The organism is Micromonospora sp. NRRL B-16802, assembly GCF_001279555.1.
Classification (GTDB): domain Bacteria; phylum Actinomycetota; class Actinomycetes; order Mycobacteriales; family Micromonosporaceae; genus Micromonospora; species Micromonospora profundi.
The window spans coordinates 443,647-466,319 of the sequence record NZ_LGEB01000001.1 but is presented as its reverse complement, the minus strand read 5'-3'; the positions used below and the strand labels follow the sequence as shown (position 1 = coordinate 466,319).

At 70.0% G+C, this 22,673-nt stretch carries 16 protein-coding genes, 3 tRNA genes and 1 pseudogene; 12 read left to right on the top strand and 8 right to left on the bottom strand.

The annotated features are described in order from the left end of the window. Positions 1-12 precede the first annotated feature (12 nt). Positions 13-1,128, top strand: a pseudogene (locus tag ADK66_RS02210) (LysM peptidoglycan-binding domain-containing protein); the annotation flags it as partial. A 729-nt stretch (positions 1,129-1,857) separates the two neighbouring features. Here the strand turns inward: ADK66_RS02210 and ADK66_RS02205 are convergent. Beyond that, the gene (locus tag ADK66_RS02205; protein ID WP_053652053.1) at positions 1,858-2,712 is read right to left on the bottom strand and encodes a Rieske 2Fe-2S domain-containing protein; all 855 of its coding nucleotides are present in this window, start codon (positions 2,710-2,712) and stop codon (positions 1,858-1,860) included. A 197-nt stretch (positions 2,713-2,909) separates the two neighbouring features. Here ADK66_RS02205 and ADK66_RS02200 point away from each other — a divergent pair, with 197 nt between their 5' ends. Further along, entirely contained in the window at positions 2,910-3,674 is a 765-nt protein-coding gene (locus ADK66_RS02200; RefSeq protein ID WP_053652051.1) for a crotonase/enoyl-CoA hydratase family protein, read from the top strand. An 84-nt stretch (positions 3,675-3,758) separates the two neighbouring features. On the opposite strand, the gene ADK66_RS02195 is transcribed toward ADK66_RS02200, so the two are convergent. The 6 genes from ADK66_RS02195 to ADK66_RS02170 form a co-directional block, all read right to left on the bottom strand. Then, a complete protein-coding gene (locus ADK66_RS02195; RefSeq protein WP_197281391.1) occupies positions 3,759-7,460 on the bottom strand; it encodes a discoidin domain-containing protein in 3,702 nt (1,233 codons plus the stop codon). A gap of 179 nt (positions 7,461-7,639) precedes the next feature. After that, positions 7,640-9,307 (bottom strand): glycoside hydrolase family 13 protein, encoded by a 1,668-nt coding sequence (locus tag ADK66_RS02190; RefSeq protein WP_053652351.1) that lies wholly within the window; start codon positions 9,305-9,307, stop codon positions 7,640-7,642. A gap of 97 nt (positions 9,308-9,404) precedes the next feature. Further along, entirely contained in the window at positions 9,405-10,292 is an 888-nt protein-coding gene (locus ADK66_RS02185) for a carbohydrate ABC transporter permease (RefSeq protein WP_053652049.1), read from the bottom strand. A gap of 10 nt (positions 10,293-10,302) precedes the next feature. Next, entirely contained in the window at positions 10,303-11,259 is a 957-nt protein-coding gene (locus tag ADK66_RS02180; RefSeq protein ID WP_053652047.1) for a carbohydrate ABC transporter permease, read from the bottom strand. A 77-nt stretch (positions 11,260-11,336) separates the two neighbouring features. Further along, positions 11,337-12,716: an ABC transporter substrate-binding protein gene (locus ADK66_RS02175; RefSeq protein WP_053652046.1), complete on the bottom strand. Its 1,380-nt coding sequence runs from the start codon at positions 12,714-12,716 to the stop codon at positions 11,337-11,339. Positions 12,717-13,112: 396 nt separating this feature from the next. Continuing rightward, a complete protein-coding gene (locus ADK66_RS02170; protein WP_053652044.1) occupies positions 13,113-14,117 on the bottom strand; it encodes a LacI family DNA-binding transcriptional regulator in 1,005 nt (334 codons plus the stop codon). 262 nt (positions 14,118-14,379) lie between these two features. Between ADK66_RS02170 and ADK66_RS02165 the strand changes: the two genes are divergently transcribed. Beyond that, positions 14,380-15,486 carry a serine hydrolase gene (locus ADK66_RS02165; RefSeq protein ID WP_053652042.1) on the top strand — a complete coding sequence of 369 codons (1,107 nt, stop codon included), beginning with the start codon at positions 14,380-14,382 and terminating at the stop codon, positions 15,484-15,486. A gap of 75 nt (positions 15,487-15,561) precedes the next feature. Here the strand turns inward: ADK66_RS02165 and ADK66_RS02160 are convergent, their stop codons facing one another. Beyond that, a complete protein-coding gene (locus tag ADK66_RS02160; protein ID WP_053652040.1) occupies positions 15,562-16,485 on the bottom strand; it encodes a phytoene/squalene synthase family protein in 924 nt (307 codons plus the stop codon). 65 nt (positions 16,486-16,550) lie between these two features. On the opposite strand from ADK66_RS02160, the gene ADK66_RS02155 reads away from it, so the two are divergent. The 9 genes from ADK66_RS02155 (at position 16,551) to ADK66_RS02115 (ending at position 22,666) form a co-directional block, all read left to right on the top strand. Then, on the top strand, positions 16,551-17,693 hold the full coding sequence (locus tag ADK66_RS02155; protein WP_053652038.1) for a polyprenyl synthetase family protein: 1,143 nt from the start codon (positions 16,551-16,553) through the stop codon (positions 17,691-17,693). A 25-nt stretch (positions 17,694-17,718) separates the two neighbouring features. Then, positions 17,719-19,200, top strand: coding sequence for a phytoene desaturase family protein (gene crtI / locus ADK66_RS02150; protein ID WP_053652036.1), 1,482 nt, complete (start codon positions 17,719-17,721; stop codon positions 19,198-19,200). Further along, positions 19,197-19,817, top strand: coding sequence for an isopentenyl-diphosphate Delta-isomerase (gene idi / locus ADK66_RS02145; protein WP_053652035.1), 621 nt, complete (start codon positions 19,197-19,199; stop codon positions 19,815-19,817). Before crtI ends, idi begins: the two co-directional genes overlap by 4 nt. After that, positions 19,807-20,754, top strand: a complete 948-nt coding sequence (locus ADK66_RS02140) for a MerR family transcriptional regulator (RefSeq protein ID WP_053652033.1) — start codon at positions 19,807-19,809, stop codon at positions 20,752-20,754. The genes idi and ADK66_RS02140 overlap by 11 nt, the downstream gene beginning before the upstream one ends. A 73-nt stretch (positions 20,755-20,827) precedes the next feature. Continuing rightward, positions 20,828-21,610, top strand: coding sequence for a polysaccharide deacetylase family protein (locus ADK66_RS02135; RefSeq protein WP_053652031.1), 783 nt, complete (start codon positions 20,828-20,830; stop codon positions 21,608-21,610). 153 nt (positions 21,611-21,763) lie between these two features. After that, a tRNA-Glu gene (locus ADK66_RS02130) sits at positions 21,764-21,836 on the top strand. Between the two features lie 31 nt (positions 21,837-21,867). Then, positions 21,868-21,941, top strand: a tRNA-Asp gene (locus ADK66_RS02125). Between the two features lie 99 nt (positions 21,942-22,040). Further along, a tRNA-Phe gene (locus tag ADK66_RS02120) sits at positions 22,041-22,114 on the top strand. 120 nt (positions 22,115-22,234) lie between these two features. Then, a complete protein-coding gene (locus tag ADK66_RS02115; RefSeq protein ID WP_157552137.1) occupies positions 22,235-22,666 on the top strand; it encodes a hypothetical protein in 432 nt (143 codons plus the stop codon). The last annotated feature ends 7 nt before the right edge of the window (positions 22,667-22,673 follow it).

The window sequence follows — 22,673 nt, the reverse complement described above, 5'->3', positions numbered from 1 at the left end:
GGGAAGGCAGCCATGCCCGCATCGGATCGGTCCGCGGTACGCCGGACCGGACGTATCCTCACCGGCTTCGGCGCGCTTGTCGTGCTCTGCGCCCTGGTGGTCGGCGCGCCGATCGCGCTGCTCGCCTTCGCCGGCAACCCCCTGCCTGATCACCTGCCCACCTTCGCCGAGGTGGGCACGGCGCTGACCAGCCGGGACGACGGTCAGCTCTTCCTGCGGGCGTTGGCGCTGGCCGGATGGTTCGGCTGGGCCACGTTCACCTTCTCCGTCCTGGTCGAGCTGGGCGCGCAGACCTTGCGCCGGCCTGCGCCGAAGCTGCCCGGGATGAGCCGCCAGCAAAAGGCCGCCGCCGCGCTCGTCGGCTCGGTCGCGCTGATCCTCGTGGCCAGCCCGGCCGCCGCCAGCGCCGCAGCCGTCTACGGCACCCCGGCGTACGCGAGTCCGGACGCGGCAGCCGTCGCCACCCTCGCCACGCCGAACCGTCCGAGCGCGACGCACGACACGGCGGTCCCGCTGACCCGGATCGGGTTCACCGCCCCCGGTGACTCCGCCGCTGACGAAGAAGCTACGCCGATGTACCGCGTGGCAAGGGGCGACTACCTCGGCACTGTGGCCGAGCGTTACCTGGACGAGTTCGGCGACTACCGGCAGCTCGCCAAGCTGAACAAACTCGACGACCCGGACCGCATCCGCCCCGGCCAACTGCTACGGCTCCCCAGCGAGGCCGCCGACCAGGGCGCACGGCGGCACGCCACCGGGAAACTCGTCGGCCAGCCTGCCGCACCCAAGCCGCCGGCACCGCGACCGGCGCCCGAGCAAACCGCCCCGGAGCAGACGGCACCGGAGCGGACCGCACCGGAGCGGGTGGAGACGACACCCCGCAGCGGTACGGAGTCGGCGGGCCAGGCACCCACGATGACGGTCGGCGCAGCCCGGGCCGGTGACACCGACGGGGTCAACCGACCGCTGGCGGTGTCCGCCGTGTTGGCCGTCGCGAGCATCGTCGGCGCCCAGATCGGTGCGGTGCTCGGCCTACGCCGCCGCCCGGCGACCGCCGGGGCGGCTCCCCGGTTGGCCACGTCCTCCCGCACCCCCCGGACCAGAACACCAGCAACGCGCTACAACCGCGCGGCGATCGGCAGCGGCACGGTAGCTCGCGACGGCCGTGCAGCATCTCGCGGCGACAGCGGGGTAGCTCGCGACAGCCGTGCAACGTCTGCCGATGGCGGCGGGGTAGCCCGCGAGGGCCGTGCAGCATCTCCCGATGGCGGCGGGGTAGCTCGCGGCGGCAGCGCGGTTGCTCGCGGCGGCAGCGGGATCGCACCTACTGGCAGCACGGCACCTGCCAGCCGCGGCACGCCGCCCACCGGTGGACCGAGTTGGGTTGGCGACGACGCTTGGGCAGGCGACAGTGCCGAAGGCCAACTGTTCGCCAGCGGGCATGACCTGGACTCCGTACCGGACGGACCATCGGTCGGCCGCCACCGGCGCAGCTGAACGGACCGTCGGCCCGCCGGCACCGACGCAGCTGATCCAAACATTGAGCTCGGTGACGGTGCGGGCCACGCGCCGAGGGCTCCCGGGGCAGGTGTCCGGAGAGCGTGATACCTCAGAGTCATCTTGATACCTCAGAGTCATCATCGTCGTCGGCAACACCGGCTCCCGGGAGCGAAGCACCGGCGTCGGGCAAGCGAGGCAGATCGGGCAGTGCCAGGCCAGGCAGGGCCGGGCCGGGCCAGGCAGGGCCGGGCCGGGCCAGGCAGGGCCGGGCCGGGCCAGGCAGGGCCGGGCCGGGCCAGGCAGGGCCAGGCAGGGCCGGGCCGGGCCGGGCCGGGCCAGGCAGGGCCGGCGGGTATGTCAGGGCAGGCGGGTTTGGAGCACGCCGTTCTGGATGCGGGTGGGCAGGATCTGTTGGTCGCTGCCGGAGGGCCCCTGCACTACCTCGCCCCCGTTGAGCCGGAACGCGCTGCCGTGCCACGGGCAGACCACGCAGGCGTGGCCGTCGATCTCCTGCACCTCGCCCTCGCCGAGCGGCCCGCTCTGGTGCGGGCACCGCTCCAGCATCACTGTTACCTCGTCGCCGTGGCGATAGAGGATCACCGAGATGTCGTCGTCCACCTCGCGGGTGATCAGCGTGCGCTGCGGCAGCGTGGCCATGTCGGCCAGCGGGTGCCAGCCGTCGCTCATCCGGTGCAGCTCGGAAATGCTCTGGTTGACCTGGGCGCCCTGCTTGTAGGCCAGGTGGCCGCCGATGTATGCCCCGAGGCTCACGGCGGAGAGCCCGAGGAAGCCGAGGGCCCTGCCCACGCCGTGACGGCCGGAGAGACGTGCCGCAAGTGAGCCGGCGTAGAGGCCGACGCCGACAGTGTTCGCGGCGGCGTGCACCAGGCCGACCCGACGCTGGTCCCGGGAGAGCGCCGCCCAGTCGTTCAGCCCGGCGACCGCCGCGGGCAGCGCGCTCACCGTGCCCAGGCCGACGAGCACTGTGGCCGGCCGGCGCTGGCCCGGCATCAGGTCCAGCACTGCGGAACTGATCCACGCACCTACCGGCACCTGCACCATCGCCGGGTGCAGTGGATGCCCCAGCGGCACACCGTGCAGCAGGTCCCGCAGCCGCCGCGGACGCAGCGTGCTGAGGACCACCCGCTGCAACCGGTCGCCCGTCCGGTCCAAGCCGGCTGCCTGCTCAACTTTCGTCAGAAGTGCTCGCACCCGTACCGACTTCCCAGCGAACGCGGTCGCAAACCGCCCAACAGTGGCAATCCCCCACCGCCACCACCCAGTTTCTCGCCGATCTTGCAGTTGCTGCCCTGGCAATCGCGTACACCTCGGGCATTTGGGCGACCGAAACTGCATGATCAGCGTGGGTGGGGGTGGGGACCTTGAGTGGGGTGGGCATGCTGGGCTTTATGGGTGTTCTTGTGGAGCGTTCGGGGCCGGTGACGACTGTGGTGCTGGACCGGCCGGAGGCGCGCAACGCTGTGGACGGGCCGACCGCGCGGGCCCTCGCGGACGCCTTCCGCGCCTTCGACGCCGACCCGGACGCGGCGGTCGCCGTGCTCTGGGGAGCGGGCGGCACGTTCTGCGCCGGCGCCGACCTCAAGGCGATCAGTACGCCGAGCGGCAACCGGGTCGAACCGGAGGGCGACGGTCCGATGGGGCCCACCCGGATGGTGCTGGGCAAGCCGGTGATCGCGGCGATCTCCGGGTACGCGGTGGCCGGCGGGTTGGAGTTGGCGCTCTGGTGTGACCTGCGGGTCGCCGAGTCCGACGCCACGCTCGGGGTGTTCTGCCGCCGTTGGGGAGTGCCGTTGATCGACGGTGGCACGGTCCGGCTGCCCCGGCTGATCGGGGAGAGCCGTGCCCTGGACCTGATCCTCACCGGCCGTCCGGTGCCGGCCGACGAGGCGTACGCGATGGGGTTGGTCAACCGGTTGGTGCCGCCGGGCCAGGCGCGGGCGGCGGCCGAGGAGTTGGCGGCCCTGATCGCCAGGCACCCGCAGACCTGCCTGCGCAATGATCGGGCGGCGGTGCTGGCCGGGGCGGGCCGGCCCGAGTCGGAGGCCATGGCGACGGAGTTGGCGTACGGGATGGAGTCGCTGGCCACCGACGCGGCGGCCGGCGCGGCCAGGTTCGCCGCCGGCGCCGGCCGGCACGGCGCCGCGGCGGACTGACGCCAAGCCGGGCGGTGTGGTCACCCGTGTGTCGAGTGGCCACACCGCCCGGGGAACTGGCCGCCGCCCGGCGACCGGGCTGGGTCAGTTGCGGTTGATGGTGAACGTCGAGGTGGGGTTCTGGATGTCCACAGCGTTGTTGCTCAGCCGCAGGTTGTTGAAGGTGACCGACCCGACGGCCGGACCCTGCCCTGCCTCCGGCATCGGGTTGGCCCAGATGCCGAAGCCGGACTTCGCGTCGTAGGCATCACCGCTCTTGCGCGCCCCGCTGATCGACACGTTTGTGAAGACCGTGTCGGTGATCGGGTTCTGCGGCTGCCCGCCGACGTAGTTCGTCTGGAACATGATGCCGCTGTAGGTCGGGTCGACGATGTCCACGTCGCTGACCCGGATGCCCTGGAACACCTTCGAAGCGGAGAAGACCCAGATCGCCGGAAAGGTCTGCCCTCCCCAGAAGTGCCCACCGGCCCGGACGATCGAGATGTTCTCGAACCGGGTGGGTGGGCTCGCTCCGAAGCCGTTCATGGGGTAGCCGAAGTCGAGTGAGCTGATGGTGATGCCGGCGTAGACGAGCGTGTCCGCGATGTAGATGTTGCGGAACGTGTTGCCGTAGCCGCCGTAGACGGCGACACCGGCGGCCCGCCAGGTCAGCGTCGACGTCAGGTTCTCGTAGACGTTGTCCCGCATGTCCGCGCCGCCCGCGTCGATGGCCGAGAACAGCGCGAAGCTGTCGTCGCCGGTGGCCCGGGCGTCGTTGTTGCTCACCAGGTTGTTGGTGCTCCCGTTGGTCATGTTGATGCCGTCGGCGAACATGTTCCGGATCCGGGAGTTCTTGATCGTCATGTAGTCGGTGTTGGCGCCCCAGTAGAGGCAGACCATGTGCTCGTTCCAGATGTTGTCGATCACGATGTTCGACACGTTGGCGAAGTCGAAGACCTTGCCGGGGCCGTCGATCCGCGAGGTGTAGTTGCCGAAGTAGGCGAAGTTCGCGAACGACGACCCGGCCGCCGAGTTCTCCGCCCGGAAACCGATGTCGGTGTTGTCCTGCCCGGACGGGGCGTTGAACCGGGTGTACCAGGGGCCGGCGCCGGTCACCTTTACCGCCTTGCCGTACACCTGGAACTTCGACGAGGTGGAGTAGTTGCCGGCCGGTAGGTACACGCCGATCAGGTTGCCTGTGGTGTCCATCCGCACCCGGTCCAGGGCGTTCTGCACGTCCTGGTGGGTGAAGCCGGTCGGCGTGGTGTAGCGCGCCGGGTCCGGGTTCGCGATCGGTGCCACCTGCTCGGTGTTGATGAAATCGATGGCGTACGTGGTGGTGTTGGCCGGGTCCTTCTGGAGGCGGATCCTGCTGCCGGCCGGGATCGTCGAGTTGAGCATGACGTTGGCTTCGTCGTAGATGTGCCGCGGGCTGCCCGCGCTCGGCGAGTTGCCGGGGCTGGCCTCGTTGCCGTAGAGCCAGGCGTAGCGGGACGTCAGGTCGATGGCCTTGTGGAAGGTGCCGTTGACGTAGACGTTGAGCGTGGAGTTGATCCCGCCGCCGCCCGGCGCGTCCGGGATGGAGAACCTGGTGACGAGGGTGTTGGTGCTGGCCCTGGTGGTCCACTCGACGTAGCTGCCTGTCGAGTTGAGGGTCACCGCGCGCCGGCCGGACGCCTCACCGGCCAGATCGCCGACGGTACGGTTCGGGCCGACGACCGTCGCGCCGCCGCCGACCACGCCGTCCTCGGCCTCGTACATGTCGTACGGCATGTTGGCACCGCGACCGACGAAGAACGGACGGTCACTTGTGTTGTTGGCCTGCTTGACGGGCAGTTCGTTGCCGTCGGCGGCGAGCACCACCCGGACCGTGTACTTGCCGTTCACGGCCGTCCAGGTGCCCAGGTTGACCGGGCCGACGGTGGCCCCGGCGTTGATGACACCGGAGTACGAGCCGGTCAGGGTACGCACGGCGGTGCCGGCCTCGTTGAGCACTGTGAGCGTGATGCCGTGTGCCCCGGAGGCGGACGCGACGCTGCCGGCGTTGCGTACCGACACCGAGAAGGTGACGGTGTTGCCGGCTGCCGGGTTGCCCGGTGACCAGGCGACCGCCGAGGCGACCAGGTCGGAACTGGCGACCGGGCTGACCACAAGAGGGCTTGGGTTGGTGTAGCTGTTGTTGGTGTCGTCCTGCTCGACGACGGTGTTGCTCTCGTCGACCTTCGCGCTGAGCGGGTAGCTGCCCGCGTCGCGGGCCCCGATGTTCGCGCTGACAGTGGTCGACGCGCCGGCCGCGAGGCCACCGACGGACGCGGTGCCGACCCGGGTCGCACCGAGATAGAAGTTGACGTTTGTGGCACCGGAGGCCGCCGAGCCGGCGTTGCGCACTGTGGCCGACAGGGTGACGGCACTCGTCTCGACGGGCGCGGACGGGCTGAACGACATGCCGGTGACGGTCAGGTCCGGGTTCGGTGCGGGAGTGCCGATGACCTGGAACTCGGCCACCTGTCCGGCGGGCGCGCCGGTGTTGGAGGCGATCGAGAGCCGTACGTCGGCAGCCGCGCCCGACACCGGGATGGTGACAGTGTTGCCGGTGGCGGGGTTGAAGGTGTAGTTCGCGGCACCCACAAGCGTGGTGAACGTCGACGAGCCCTGGTCCCGGCCGAGGACTGTGATGTTCTGGGTACGCGTGCCCCAGGCCGAGTCCGGGTTGAGCTTCAACACGATCTGGCTGAGGCTGGCGTTGGCACCGAGTTGCACGGTGAGCGTGCTCGGGTTGCCGTTGCCCTCCCAGTAGGTGGCAGTGTTGTTGTCGTTGGCGTTGGTGGCCACGAACGTGTGGACGTACCCGGAGGCGGTGATCGGTTTGCCGACCGCGAGGTTGGTGCCGACCGGCGGGTTGCCGGTGCCCGTCCGGGTCACTGTGTTGCTGTTCGCCGACTGGTTGCCGGCCGCGTCCCTGGCCCGCACGTAGTACGAGACGGTGGCGCTGTCGGGCTGGTTGTCGGTGTAGGTCAGCGTCGAGCCGTTGACGCTGCCGCGCAGCGCGCCGCCCGCGTAGACGTCGTAACCGGTGACCCCGACGTTGTCGGTGGACGCCGACCAGGTGAGCCGGATCTGACCGCTGGCGGGCTGGGTGTAGGCCAGGTTGCCGGGGACGCTTGGCGCCTGGGTGTCGGGGCTGCTGGCGGCGCCGTACACCTCGACCTCGGAGAACTGGGCGGCGGGCCAGCCGGTGTTGCCGGTGACCTGGACCCGCACGTAGCGGGTGCTGGCCGCGGTGAAGCTGGCGGTCGCGGTGTTGCCGGTGCCTGGGTCGAAGGTGTAGTTGCCGGACGCCTTCAGCGTGGTGAAGGTCGAGCCGTTCGTGGAGCCGAGCACCGACAGCGTCTGGGTACGGGTCTGCCAGGCCGACGACGGCGGCAGCTTGAGCACCACCCGGTCGACGCTGACGGTGGCGCCCAGGTCGGCCTGGATCCACTGTGGGAACGCGTTGTTGGCGCTCTCCCAGTAGGTGTCGGCGTTGCCGTCGTTGGCGTTGGCCGCCACGTAGTTCTGGTTGTAGCTGCTGGCGCTCATCGTGGCGGAGAGCCCGGCGAGCATTGCCGCGCGGGCGGCGGACGCGGACGCGGCGACCGCCGGGGCTGCGCTGGCCACGGGGGTGAGGGCCGGGGCGGCGGCGAGGAGCATCCCGGCGAGCGCGCTGGCGATCAGCCGGCGGTGAACGGGTCGTCGGGCCGTGCGGGTGGTGCGGGGACCGGTCGTGCCGGTCGGTGGGGTGCCTCGTCTGGTGCCGTTTCTGGACATGGGGTCGCTTACACCTCTTTCGGGGGTGGTGGGGTGCGTTGCGTTGCCCGGTGACGGGTGCGGAGATACGCCCGTCGTGCCGCGACAGGTGGAGACGGTGCGATGGTGGGTGGGCCGTGTCGGTGCGGCGTCGCAGGTTCCTCGTTTTCTCCTCTCTCTCGATACGTCCGCCGGTCGGGTCAGGTCAGGTCGGCGCCGTTCGCCGCGCGCGGCTTGCCCGCCAATTCGGGGGTACGCAGCCAGACGGCCGTGTCGGACGGCAGCAGCCCGTCGTCGAGTGGGCCGCTGGCCAGCAGCAACTCCCCGTCGGGTGGCAGCGGCACCGCAGTGTCGGAGAGGTTGACCAGGCAGTGGAAGCCGTCGCCGCGGCTGAAGGCGAGCACTCCGTCCGGGGCGGGCAGCCAGGTCAACCCACCGTCGCCGAGCGCCGGTTCGGCGCGTCGGAGCCTGATCGCCGTCCGGTACAACTCCAGCATCGACGTTGAGTCGCCGGTCTGCGCACGGGCGGTCCGGTCCTTCCAGTCGGCCGGCTGCGGCAGCCAGGGCGCCGCCGCGCCCTCGGGGCTGAACTCGAACGGCGGCTCGTCACCGGCCCACGGCAGCGGCACCCGGCAGCCGTCCCGGCCGGGGTCGACCCGGCCGGAACGTTCCCACATCGGGTCCTGGCGCAGCGCGTACGGGATGTCCTCGACCTCCCACAGTCCCAGCTCCTCGCCCTGGTAGACGTAGGCGGCGCCGGGCAGCGACAGCGACAGCAGCGCGGCGGCCCGCGCCCGGCGGGTGCCCAACTCCAGGTCGGTGGGGATCCCCTCACGCTTGGCGGCGAAGCTGAACGTGGTGTCCGCCCGGCCGTAGCGGGTGACGTGCCGGGTGACGTCGTGGTTGGAGAGCACCCAGGTGGCGGGGGCGCCGACCGGGGCGTGCGCGCTCAGAGTCCCGTCGATGCTCTCGCGCAACGCCGAGGCGTCCCAGGCGCAGCCGAGGAAGTCGAAGTTGAACGCCGCGTGCAGCTCGTCGGGGCGCAGGTAGTTGGCGAACCGCTGGCGGTCCGGCAGCCACACCTCGCCGATCAGCGCCCGGTCACCGGGGTACGAGTCGGCGACCCGCCGCCAGCCCCGGTAGATGTCGTGTACGCCGTCGAGGTCGTGGAACGGGTGCGGCTGGTCCGGCCGGACCTCGGGCAGCGTCCCGTCCTTGACCAGCAGCCCGGCCGAGTCGATTCGGATGCCGTCGACCCCCCTGTCGAACCAGAACCGCAGGATGTCCTCGAATTCGGCGCGTACCCGTGGGTGGTCCCAGTTGAAGTCCGGCTGCTGCGGGGCGAACAGGTGCAGGTACCAGTCGCCGGGGGTGCCGTCCGGGTTGGTGGTGCGGGTCCAGGTCTCGCCGCCGAACTCGCCGACCCAGTCGGTGGGCCGCTGGTCGCCGTTCGGGCCTCGTCCGGGACGGAACCAGAACAGGTCCCGCTCGGGTGCTCCCGGACCGCCGGCCAGCGCGGCCTGGAACCACGGGTGCGCGTCGGAGCAGTGGTTGGGCACCACGTCGACGATCGTCCGGATGCCGAGTTCGTGCGCCTCCGTGATCAGCGCCTCCACCTCGGCGAGGGTGCCGAAGACCGGGTCGATGTCGCGGTAGTCGGACACGTCGTAGCCGGCGTCCGCCATCGGCGACGGATACCAGGGGCTGAACCAGATCGCGTCGACGCCGAGCGCGGACAGGTGGTCGAGCCGGGACCGGATGCCTGCTACGTCGCCGATGCCGTCGCCGTTGCCGTCGGCGAAGCTCCGCGGGTACACCTGGTAGATAACCGCCCCACGCCACCACGGACTTTTGTCTGCTGTGGACACGAGCACCTGCTTTCTGCGTCAGTGCGTCGACGTGCTCGCCGACCTGTCTCTGTCTCGGAGCGAACCACCGTTGTTCGCCGCGGTGTTGCGGTGGTGGTCATCCCTTGAGGCTTCCTGCGGTCAGACCGGACATGATGTTCCGCTGGAAGACCAGGAAGATGATGACGGTCGGGATCGCGGCGATGACCGACGCGGCGATGACCACGTTCATCGGCGTACCGCCCGCGAAGGTGTAGATGCCGACGCTCACCGTCCTGGTCTCGGGTGACGGCATGACCAGCTTCGGCCAGAGGAAGTCCTTCCAGACCGCCGTCACGGCGAAGATCGAGACGACGCCGAGGATCGGGCGCGACAGCGGCAGGATGATCGACCAGAGCGTACGCAGAGGCGTCGCCCCGTCCACGAGAGCCGCCGCCATCAACTCCTCGGGAATCGAGTCGAAGAACCGCTTCAACAGGAAGATGTTGAACGCGTTCGCGACCATCGGCAGCCAGATCGCGAACGGCGAGTCGAGCAGGTTGATGTGCAGGATCGGCAGGTCGAGCACTGTCACGTACTGCGGCACGATGAGCACCATCGCCGGGATCATCAGCGTCGCCAGCATGAGGGCGAGGATCGTGTTGCCGAAGATCGGTCGGAGCTTGGACAGGGAGTACGCCGCCGCGCTGTCGAAGACGAGTTGGAACAACACCGCGCCGGCCGCGTAGTAGAACGTGTTGAACAGCAGCTTGGCCAGGGCCAGGTTGTTCCACGCGTCGATGTAGTTCTGCGGCTGCGGGTCCTTCGGGAACAGCGTCGGCGGGGTCTGTGCGATCTCCTGGCCGGATTTGAGCGCGCCCGTGACCATCCAGTAGAGCGGGCCGAGGAAGACGAGAGTGAAACCGGCCACGACGACGGCCAGCAGCGCCCAGTAGATGACCCGGCCGCGCCCCCTGCTGAGCTGGGCATGGGAGATGAGGGTCCGGGTCCCGGAGTCCTGTGCCATTCTCGCCGTCCTAGTCCTGTTTCGCGGTCAGCCGCACGTACACGGCGGAGAAGCCGGCCAGCACCACGAGCATGATCACGCCCAGTGCGGCGGCGCCGTTGAGGTCGTTCTGGAAGAACCCGTGCTGATAGATGAGGTACGCCACCGAGGTCGCGGAGTCCTCCGCGCCCGCTCCGTTGGCGAGGATGAGTGGCTCGATGAACACCTGCATGGTGGCGACGATCTGGAGCATCGCCAGCAGCGCGAGGATCAGGCGGGTCTGCGGGATCGTCACGTGGCGGATCCGCTTCCAGATCCCGGCGCCGTCCAGCTCGGCCGCCTCGTAGAGTTCGCCGGGGATGTTCTGCAACGACGCCAGGTAGATCAGCACCGCGCCGCCCATGTTCATCCAGGTGGACGCGAGCACCATCGCCGGCATCGTCATCCCGGGCGACTGCATCCACTGCGACGTGGGCAGGTGCAGCGCCTTCAGGATCGCGTTGAACAGCCCCGCCTCGCTGGGGTCGTACGCGTAGAACTTGAAGAGGAACAGCGCCGAGGCCGGGGGCAGCATCACCGGCAGGTAGACCAGGATCCGCAGGTATCCCTTGGCGTGGCGGAACTCGTTGAGCAGGATCGCCACGAAGAACGGCACCACGTACCCGAGGACGAGCGCGAGGACCGTGAAGTAGGCGGTGTTCTTCCAGGCGGTCCAGAAGCTGGGGTCGTCGACGATGCGCAGGTAGTTGTCCCAGCCCACCCAGGTCGTCTCGCCGCGCCGGGTCCGCTGGAAGCTCATGACGATGCCGCGGATCATCGGGTACCACGAGAAGACCACGAAGCAGAGCACCGCGCCGATCAGGAACGCGTGCCCGGTGAGGTTGTCCCGTACCTTGCGGCCGAGGTTGGTGCGCTGCGGCCCCACCGGGTACGGCGACATCGGGCGGCCCGGTTTCCTGGGGGTCTCCGGGACGGTGGTGATCGCCAAGGCAACTCCAAGTCAGTGACGCGGACGGTGCGGCGCGAGGTGTGGGGGCCGGGTTCCACGGCCCCCACACCTGCCGATCAGCTCTGGGCGGACAGGAGCTGGTTGACCTTGTCCTCGGCCGTCTTGAGCAGCGCGTCGATGTTCGAGTTCGGGTTGGTGAGCACCCCGGACATCGCGGCGTCGAGCACCGCGTAGATCGCCTGCGCGTTGCGGGGCTCACCCTTGATCGGGATCGGGGTCGCCTCGAAGATCGCGAAGTTCGCGGTATCGACGTTCGCGTTCGCCTTGCGCAGTTCGAGTTCCTGCTTCTGTGCGTCGCTGCCGTTGGCGAAGAGCAGCGGCTGCGGCAGGCCCACCGGGTAGTTCTGCGGCTTGGCCCGTACGTAGTCGAACTGGCCCTTGCCCGGGGTCAACTTCTGGTACGCGATCCACTTCAGACCGGCCTTGACCTGCTCGGGGGTGAGGCCCTTCTTGAAGAAGTAGCCCTCGCCGCCGCCGAGCGTGCCCTTCGCCAGGCCGTCCTGGCCGGGCAGCGGGCTCATCGCCCAGTCCTGGAATTTGCCCTGGAACTGGCTGACGATCGCCTGGGTCGCGTCCGGTGCGCCGATGAACATGCCGACCTTGCCCGCACCGGCGTTGGTAAGCAGGTCGCCCCACTGCAGGAGCTGGCGGGCGCCCATGCTGTTGTCGCCGTACCGCATGTCCTTGAGGTTCTGCAGGACCTGCTTGCCCATGGCGTTGTTGAAGTCGGCCTTCTTGCCGTCCTCGGTCAGCACCCGGCCGCCCTGCGAGTAGAGCAGCGAGGTGAAGTGCCAGCCGCCGGTGTTTCCCGCGCTGTACTCCGAGTAGCCGGCGATGCCGTTGCCGAGCGCCGAGATCTTCTTGGCGGCCGCCCGGACGTCTGCCCACGTCTTGGGCGGGTTGTTGACGTCGAGCCCGGCCTGCTGAAACAGGGCCTTGTTGTAGACAAGGCCCATCGAGTAGTTCTTCACCGGTACGGCGTAGAGCTTGCCGCCGTCGCTGAAGACCTCTTTGAGTGCCGGGTCGATGCTGTCCCAGGTGGGGACGGTGTCCTTGTTTGCGTACTCGGAGATGTCCATCGCCTGACCGGAGTCCAGCACCTGCTGGAGATCGGTCATGTACCCGTAGAACACGTCCGTCACGGTGCCGCCGGCGAGGCGGGCGGTGAAGTCCGGCGGGTTGTTGCACTGCTCGCCGACGCTCACGCTCTTGATGACGATGTCCGGGTTCTGCCGCTGGAACTCGGCGACATCGTCGTTCCAGTTCTTCAACAGCTCTTTCTGCGCGCCGACGGGCTGGCAGTCGACAGTGATGGTGACCTTGCCGCCAGCGGTCGTGTCCTTGTCGTCGCTCTTCGTGGAGCACGCCGTGAGGCTGAGCCCCAGGCCGGCCACGAGCGCTAACGCCGCAGCCCTTCGGTATTGCGGTACGGACATCTGTCCATCCCTTCGGGAACGGGTGTCTCCATGACGTCGCTGAATCTGCGGTGGTGAGTCCTGACGCCTCGTAGCTGCGCCGGTGCCAGGTGTGAGTGACGTCACTGTAGCGATGAGAACTCATGTCAGCAAGAGTTGGACTGCAAACTGAAAAGAGACGACATAGCAGTGGCAGATAGGGATGGCGACACGAGCTGCGGCGGCCTCGAGAGCTTTTGCCATCCTTTGACCAGGTGGCGCTCAGCTTGCTGCCGGTGAGGGCCGGGCAACGACGAAAACGGCCGCCGACCGCTGGTGAGCGGTCGACGGCCGAACGTCGTCAGATGGGTACGGCTCAGTGCCCCGGCAGCGTCAGGGCGCGGGCGCGGTCAGGGCGCGGTCAGGGCGCGGGCGCGGTCAGCGGCCCGGGGCGGGTGCGGTGGAGCCGCGAACCACAAGCTCCGGCTCGAACAGCAACTCGTCCTGCAGGACGCCGACGCCCTCGATCTGGGTGACGAGCAGGTCCACGGCGGCCTGACCCATCGTCTCGATGGGCTGCCGCACGGTGGTCAACGGCGGGTCGGTGCAGGTCATGAAAGCCGAGTCGTCGAAGCCCACCACGGAGATGTCGGTGGGCACCGCACGACCCAACCGCCGGGCCGCCCGGATGGTGCCCAGAGCCAGCACGTCGCTGGCACAGATGATGCCTGTCACGCCGCGTTCGACAAGTTTGGTCGCGGCGACCCGCGCGCCCTCCATCGAGAAGCTCGAACGCTCCACACACTCCCGCTCGGCGTCACCCCAACCGGCGGCCTGGACCATCGCGTCCAGCTTGCGGCGCGACGGCACGTGTCCCTCTGGGCCGAGCACCATCCCGATCCGCTCGTGACCGAGTGAGCGCAGATGCCCGTACGCCTGCTCCACCGCCACGGCGTCGTCGGTGGAGACCCGGGGAAACCCCAACTCGTCGACGCCGGCGTTGACGAGCACCACCGGAAGGCCCCGATCGGTCAGCCGACGGTAGTGGTCGTGGCGGGCGTCGGCCAGCGCGTACGAGCCGCCGGCGAAGATCACGCCGGAGACCTGGTGGTCCAGGAGCATCTCGACGTAGTCCATCTCGGACACGCCGCCGATGGTGCGGGCGCACAGAGCCGGCGTGTAGCCGCGCTGGGCGAGAGATCCGGTGACCACCTCGGCGAGCGCCGGGAAGATCGGATTCTGCAACTCGGGCAGCACCAGCCCGACCAGCCGGGCACGCTCGCCACGCAGTTTGGTCGGTCGCTCGTAGCCCAGCACGTCAAGCGCGGTCAGCACGGCCGTGCGGGTCGCCTCGGACACCCCGTCCCGGCCGTTGAGTACCCGGCTGACGGTGGCCTCGCTGACGCCCGCCTTCTTGGCAACTTCAGTCAACCGCTTGGTCACGGCCGCAATCGTACGTCACATTACTGAAAGAAATGAACAGCAGAATCGTCGCGATTTGCCGTTCCGCTGCGGCGTCTTGCCGCCTTCACCAAGCAGCGCCTCCGCGCCTCCGCGCCGGATATCGGTCACTGCTACGAGCGTGATACCTCAGAGGCATCAATATGACTCTGAGGTATCACGCTCATCAGGGCACCCCGAGCCGCGTGCGAGCAGAACGTGGGCCAGAGGCACGCGGAGCGGCAACTCCACTTACGGTGGCCTGATGCACGCGCGCTTCGCCCCGGTCCGGGACTGCTTCCACGACCTGCTCACCTCCGGTCGGGAGACCGGGGCCAGCCTGGCCATCTGGTACGACGGTCAACCGGTGGTCGACCTGGTCGGTGGGTCCCGGACCACCGACGGGCCCGAAGTCGGGGCGCGGACCACCGACCGGCCCGACGGCGCGGCGTGGCGTCACGACACGCTCGTGAACGTCTACTCGGTCGGCAAGCCCGTCGCGGCACTCTGCCTGCTGATGCTCGTCGACCAGGGACGGATCGACCTCGACGCGCCGGTGACGCGGTACTGGCCGGAGTTCCGTACCCCTGCGACCGTGCGCCAGGTGTTGTCGCACACCGCCGGGCTGCCGGCCTTCCCGGTTCCGCGGCCGGCCACGGCGATCACCGACTGGGCGCTGCTCACCGGCGATCTGGCCGCCGCCGACCCCGAGTGGACGCCTGGCTCGGTGGCAGGTGAGCACGCGTGGACGTACGGGCACCTGGTGGGCGAGTTGGTCCGCCGCGTGGACGGCCGGTCGGTGGGGCGTTACCTGGCCGACGAGATCGCCGGCCCATGGCGGCTCGACCTGGGCTTCGGGCTGGCCGCGGCGGATCAACGCCGCTGCGCGGACCTGCGCTACGGCGACCCGCAGTGGCCGACCCGAGCGCTCGGTACGCCGGGCTCGCTGCGCGCCCGCGCCATGGGCAACCCGGCCGGTGGGCTCGACCTGACAGTGCTGAACAGTCCGCTCTGGCGGGGCGCCGAGGTGCCGGCGGTCAACCTGCACGCCACCGCCGCCGGCCTGGCCCGGCTCTACGCCGGTCTGCTGGCCGGCGGTGTCCTGGACGGCGTACGCCTGTTCAGCCCGGACCTGGTGGCAGAGGCGACGAAGGTCCAGTACGACGGGCCGGACCTGGTGCTGGACCGCATCGCGCAGTGGACGTTGGGCATGCAGTGGGAGCCGGACGGCAGTTGGGGCATGGGTGGCATCGGCGGCAGCAGCGCGTGGGCCGACCCGGGCAGGGGCTACACCTTCGCGTACGCCACCGCCACGCTGGCCGAACACGATCGTGTCGACGAGTTGGCGGAGGCCCTGCACTCGTGCCTCTGACCCGCTTGTTAGGAAGGGCCCCTTGTACAACACCAGGCGTTAACAAGGTGCCCTTCCTTTCGGTGCAGCCGGCGGTCAGCGGGCGGCCGGTTGGATCGTCGGCCCGGGAATCGTGACGGGGGCGCCGGTCGGGGTGAGCAGGGCGCGGGCGGCCACCGCCATCCGCCGTCGCTGCGGCACGAGGGCACGCCGGGCGAAGACGTCGTAGTCCTGCGCGGCCACCTCGTCGAGGATGCCGCCGTAGAGCGCGTACGCGGTGCGCATGCAGGCCTGCGAGGCAGGGGCGAGCATGGTGATGCCCGGTGCGGCGGCGGCGTAGTGGGCCTGGGCGCGGGTCACCTCGTACTCGATCAGCTCTCTGGTCCGGGGCGTGCCGCGCCCTCGGTTGCGGGCCTCGAGCAGGTCGTCGCGTGTGACGCCGAACTTCGCAAGGTCCTCGTCGGGTAGGTAGGTGCGGCCCCGGTCGAGGTCCTCGGCGACGTCCCGGATGAAGTTGGTGAGCTGGAAGGCGAAGCCGAGCTGCCGAGCGGGCTCGCGGGCAGCGGTCGGGTCGGAGCTGCCCAGGATCGGCAGCATCATGGTGCCGATGACGGCCGCCGAGCCCTCCATGTAGTCGAGCAGGTGGTCGTATGTCGGGTACGCCGTGACGGTCAGGTCCATCGCCATGCTCTTGAGAAACGACGCGAAGTCGTCCCGGTCGAGATCGAAGACGGCGATCGTGTGCAGGACGGCCGGCAGCAGCGGATCGTCGACCTGCGCGCCGTGCAGACCGGCCACGAACTGGCTGGCCCAGTCGTCGAGCAGGGCGGCCCGCTCGGCCGGCGGAAGGTCCTCGGTGCGGTCGACGATCTCGTCGGCGTACCTGGTGAAGCCGTACAGCGCGTGCACGTGTCGCCGTTTCCAGGCGGGAAGCAGTCTGGTGGCGAGATAGTAGGTGCGGCCGTGGCGTCTGTGCAGCTCACGGCATCGGTCATAGGCAGCGGTGAGATCCGTGTCCACCGGACCCTCCTCAATTATCGACGCACCAATCGACGCAACTCGTAGCCTAGGGTACGCTCGCTCACATGGCCAACGACGCAGCGACGGGCAACGCGATCCGCGTCGCTCCGACAGAGCCGGGCGACAGGGACGATCCGGTCCGTGCCGTCCTGGCTGCGTACACCCACGATCTGAGCACCGCCGTCAACGACACCCTCACCACCTTTCTCACCGCCGAAGTGGAATCCCTCGCTCAGATCGACGCAGCGATTGGCGAATTCGCCGCAGCCGCACGGGACGCCGTCCTGGTCGGCGGGAAACGTCTCCGGTCCACGTTCGCGTACTGGGGCTGGCGGGGGGCGTCCGGCGGCAGCGAATCACTCCCACCGGTGTTGCCCGCGCTGGCCGCCCTCGAACTGCTGCACACCTTCGCGCTGGTGCACGACGACGTGATGGACGACTCCGCCACCCGGCGCGGCCGGCCCACCGCGCACGTCGCACTCGCCGCCCAGCACGTCGCCGCCGGCCACCGGGGCGATCCGGACCGCTACGGCGAGGCTGCCGCTGTGCTCATCGGCGACCTCTGCATGGTCTGGGCCGACCGGCTGCTGGCGCACACCGCCGTGCCGCCGGCCCGGCTGCTGGAGGTCCGCCGCTGCTACGACCAGATGCGGGTGGAGACGATCGCCGGGCAGTACCTGGACGTGCTCGGCGAGAACGACGCGGCCAACTGGTCTGTCGACCGGGCGCTGCGGGTGGCCCGCTACAAGACCGCCAGCTACACGGTGCAGCGGCCGCTGCTCCTCGGCACCGCCCTGGCCGGGGTGAGCACCGACGCCCCGCTCGTCGCCGCGTACACCCGCTACGGCCTTGCCGTCGGCGAGGCGTTCCAACTCCGCGACGACCTGCTCGGTGTCTACGGCGACCCGGCCACCACCGGCAAGCCGGCCGGCGACGACCTGCGCACCGGCAAGCCGACCACACTGCTCATGCTGGCCCGGCAACTGGCCACGCCCGCCCAGCGCAGGGCGTTGGATCGAGCCGACACCGGGCCGGTCGACAAGCTCGCCGAACTGGTAGCCGACACCGGCGCTGTGGCGCGGGTGGAACGGATGATCGCCGAGCGGGTGGGCGACGCGCTGGCCGCGCTCGACGCCGCACCCGTGGACCGGACGGCTCGGACGGCGCTTACCGGGTTGGCCACCGCCGCCACCGACCGGCGGGCCTGATGAGCGACTCTTTCAAGGAGGTCACGTGCGCACGGTGACGGGACGAACGGATCGCGTGGTTGTCGTCGGCGCCGGGCTGGGCGGCCTGGCCTGCGCGCTGCACCTGGCCGGCAGCGGCCGGCAGGTGACAGTGCTGGAACGCGAGCCGGTGCCCGGCGGGCGGGCCGGCCGGCTCTCGGTGGACGGCTACGACTTCGACACCGGCCCGACGGTGCTCACAATGCCCGACTTGATCGCCGAGGCCCTCGGTGCGGTCGGCGAGGAGCTGCACGACTGGCTCGACCTGACCCCGCTCGACCCGGCCTACCGGGCGTACTACCCGGACGGCTCCACGCTCGACGTACTCACCGACACCACGCGGATGGCGGCCGAGATCTCCCGGGTCTGCGGGCCGCGCGAGGCCGACGGCTACCTGCGCTTCGTCGACTACGCGCGGGAGTTGTGGCGGCTGGAGCGGACCGACTTCATCGAGCGCAACCTGGACGCCCCCACCGACCTGATCACCGGCAACCTGCTCAAATTGCTCACCGGCGGTGCCTTCCGCCGCCTCCAAACGAAGATCAACCAGTTCTTCCGCGACCCGCGTACTCAGCGGATCTTCTCTTTCCAGGCGATGTACGCCGGGCTCGCCCCGCACGACGCGCTGGCCATCTACGCAGTCATCGCGTACCTCGACTCGGTGGCCGGTGTCTACTTCCCGCGCGGCGGCATCCACGCGGTCTCCCGGGCCATGGCCGGCGCGGCCGAGAAGCACGGCGTGCAGATCCGGTACGACACCACAGTGACGCGGGTGGAGACCGCGAACGGCCGGGCCACCGGCGTGCTCACCGCCGACGGCGAGTTGGTGCCGGCGGACGTGGTGGTGCTCAACCCGGACCTGCCGGTCGCGTACCGGGATCTGCTCCCCGCCGCCCCCAAGCGTCGTCTCACCTACTCGCCGTCGTGCGTCGTCCTGCACGTCGGCTCACGGCAGGGATATGCGAAGATCGCCCACCACAACATCCACTTCGGTCGCGCGTGGAAGGGCACCTTCGATGAGGTCATCCGCAGGGGCGAGCTGATGACCGACCCGTCACTCCTGGTCACCAACCCGAGCAGGACCGACCCGTCGGTAGCCCCGCCGGACCGGCACACCTACTACGTGCTGGCCCCGGTGCCCAACCTCGACCGGGCACCGTTCGAGTGGCGTGGCGACCTGACCCGGCGCTACGGCGACCAACTGATCAGCACCCTCGAGGAGCGCGGCTACGTCGGCTTCGGCGACGGGGTCGAGGTGCTCCAGGCGATCACCCCCGCCGAGTGGGCGGAGCAGGGAATGGCCGCGGGCACCCCGTTCGCCGCCGCGCACACGCTCTTCCAGACCGGCCCCTTCCGCCCGTCGAACCTGCACCGCGACCTGGCGAACGTGGTCTTCGTCGGCTCCGGCACCCAACCGGGGGTGGGCGTGCCGATGGTGCTGATCTCCGGCAAGCTTGCCGCCGGTCGGATCACCGGGGAGGGCCGATGAGCAGCCGTGAGGAGCACCTCGTCGAACTGGTCGACGACGCGGGGCAGGCCGTCGGTGCGGTCACGGTGGCGGCCGCCCACCAGCCGCCGGGGCAACTCCACAGGGCCTTCTCGGTGCTGCTTGTCGACCCGGACGGCCAGGTGCTGCTCCAGCGGCGGGCCGCGGTCAAGACCCGGTTCCCGCTGCGCTGGGCCAACTCCTGCTGCGGCCATCCCCAACCGGACGAGTCGCTCACCGAGGCCGCCAACCGGCGGCTACGCGAGGAGTTGGGCACCGGCCCGGTCGAGCTGACCGAGGTCGGCGTCTACGTCTACTACGCCGAGGACCCGGCCACCGGTCGGGTCGAATTCGAGTACGACCATGTGCTGCGCGGCGAGTTCCTGCCCGCTGCCCCACTGCAACCGGACCCGGACGAGGTGGCCGAGCTGCGCTGGGCCGACCCCGTAGCCCTCGAAGTCGAGCTGGACCGCGACCCCCGGTCGTACGCACCGTGGCTGGGTGGGGTGGTGAACCGGCTGTTGCGCCCCTCTGGCGAGATGCCGGGCGCACCCGGCCCGGCCGTGACCCCGTCCGGATCGTCGGCGGATGACGCGGCGGAGCGGTCGGGTGGCCGATGAGGCGCTGAGCGCTGGCGCCGTCGCGCGGCGGCTGGGGGTGGCAGTCACCACGCTGCGCACCTGGCACCAGCGCTACGGGCTCGGCCCGAGCGAGCATGTCCCGGGCCACCACCGCCGGTACACGCCCGCCGACCTGGCCCGCCTCGAAATCATGCGACGGCTCACCGCCGAAGGCGTGAGCCCCGCCGAGGCGGCCCGGTGGGCACGCCAGGCACCGAACCAGGTGGCCGCCGACGTCGCGCGTAACGGAGGTCGGCTCCGCCCGCCCCACCGGGACGGCGGCGGATCCATCCCGGTGGGTCGCGCCGGCCCGGCCGCCCGAGGGCTGGCGCGCGCCGCCATGCGACTGGACGCCGCCGCCATCAACGAGACGATCGCGCACACCCTGGCCGCCAGCGGTGTCGTCGCCACCTGGGAGAACCTGCTGCGTCCCGTACTCGTCGGCGTCGGCGAGCGGCACGCGGCCACCGGTGCCCTGGTCGAGGTCGAACATCTGATTTCCCGCTGCGTGTCGGAGGCGTTCGCGGCGACCAGCCGGGCCTATGCACCCACCGGGCCGGCACGCATCCTGCTGTCGTGCGCCGACGAGGAGCAACACAGCCTGCCACTGGAGGCGCTGGCCGCCGCGCTCGCCGAGGTCGGGATCAGCTACCGGATGCTGGGTGCGCGGGTGCCGCTGGCCGCCCTCGTCGAGGCGGTCACGCGAACCGGCCCGGCCGCCGTGGTGCTCTGGTCGCATACCCGAGCCACCGCCGATCCGGCCCAGCTCGTCGCCCTGCTCGCCGCGCCCCGCCGCCCGCTGCTGATCCTCGCGGCCGGCCCGGGCTGGCAGGCCGACACACTGCCCGCCGGGGTGGTGCGACCGTTCGACCTGGCCGAGGCGCTCTCCCTCGCCGTCGCGGTACGCGACTCGCTGGACCAGTCGACGGGGCCCTGACCGGCCCTGTCGGCCCGGGGCGGCTTCCACTACCGTCGGTGGTCCGCCTGCCCCGACCCCCGGGAGCGAACACATGCAAGCCCGCGCCGCCCTGGCGTCCGTCCTCGCCGTGGTGCTGGCCCTGTCCGGTTGCGCTCAGCCGCGCGGCAGCATTCACGCCGCCGGCGGGCCACAGCCGATCGAGTCGACCACGCCACCCACTCCGACGCCGCGCCCCACACGTACCAAGCCGCCGAAGCCGCCGCTGCGGCCGCTGCCGTCCACCCTTCCGTCCGGGCTGCGGCGCACCACCGGCGTGAAGCCGGTCGCGTTGACCTTCGACGACGGGCCGAACCCCACCTGGACTCCCAAGGTGCTCGACCAACTACGGGCTGCCCGGGTGAGCGCCACCTTCTGTGTCGTCGGCCACGAGGCCCAGCGCCACCCCGAACTGATTCGACGGATCGTCCGGGAGGGCCATCAGCTCTGCAACCACAGTTGGCGGCACGACCTCGATCTGGCCCGTCGTCCGGTCGCCGAGATCCGGGCCGACCTGGCCCGTACCAACAAGGCCATCCGGGCGGCTGCCCCGAACGCTCCAGTGCCCTTCTACCGCCAGCCAGGCGGCCGCTGGACAGCGGAGGTGCTGACGGTGGCGAAGCAGCTCGGCATGCGCCCCCTGCACTGGACCGTCGACCCGCAGGATTGGGCCAAGCCGACGGCCACGACGATCGCCAAGCGAATCCACTCCGCCGCCCGCCCCGGAGCCATCGTGCTGCTGCACGACGGCGGCGGCGACCGGGCTGCGACGCTCGCCGCCTGCCCGCACCTGATCGCCGACCTGAAGCGCCGCTACGGCATCGCCCGACTCCGCTAGGACGCTCTGACCTGCGGTTATGCGCCTCGCTGAAGCTCCTGCGATACCGGTTTTGTCGACCGACCAGGCATCACGTATGCTTTCCAAGCCTCCGGCGGGGCCGGATGGGAGCAAGTCCGCTTGAAGTTGCGAGTGTGCAATGATGGCGGGGCCGCCCTCATCGTCTAGCGGCCCAGGACGCCGCCCTTTCAAGGCGGTAGCACGGGTTCGAATCCCGTTGGGGGCACGACCGGCGCAAGCCGGAGCAACACAAGCTAGGTCCTGTGGAGCAGTTGGAGTGCTCGCCGCCCTGTCAAGGCGGAGGTCGCGGGTTCAAGTCCCGTCAGGACCGCAGCGCTGACGCCGCGCCCCGCGCGGCGTTCTGCGTATCGGAGCGTGTGACCCTGCCGCTGATTCGTCAGGTCGGCGGGTAGCATGAGCCGAGCAACACGGCCAGGTAGCTCAGTTGGTACGAGCGTCCGACTGAAAATCGGAAGGTCGGCGGTTCGACCCCGCCCCTGGCCACATAGCCTTTCGCCGGGCTACAGGAGCGCCGATCAGCGGAAACGCGGTCGGCGCTCTGCTTTGCTCCCCGAGAACCCGCATGCCGGCACGGTGGACATCGACCGTTGTAGGGTGCCTGCCGTGGGATACCTGGTGTGGCCTTCCGGCCGCCTGCACCTTCCGGAGTCGGACGACGTCGCTGCGGCCGCCGCTGTCAAAGCCGCCTGGGCCGAACGAGGTGGTTGGTACACGCCAGATTTGTATCCGCCGAATGACACCGTTGTCGGCATGGCGGAGGCGGCCAGAGCCTCGATCATCCGCGACGGGGACTGGATCGAGTTCAGCCGCGACGACGACGGCGACCCCAAGTGGTCGCATTACGCTACGACCTTCTACGTCGCTATCGCACCGTTCGTTCGCTCGGGAACCGTCCAGTTCGAGGGCGAAGACGGCTCCCGCTGGTCTTACACCTACAGTGATGGACAGATGACCCAACAGGGCTGGAACGGTTGGGATGGATCCGTCCAGCCGTTTGGCGAGTACGTGAATTCCCCTTTCCAGGACCACCAGTAGTTGCGGC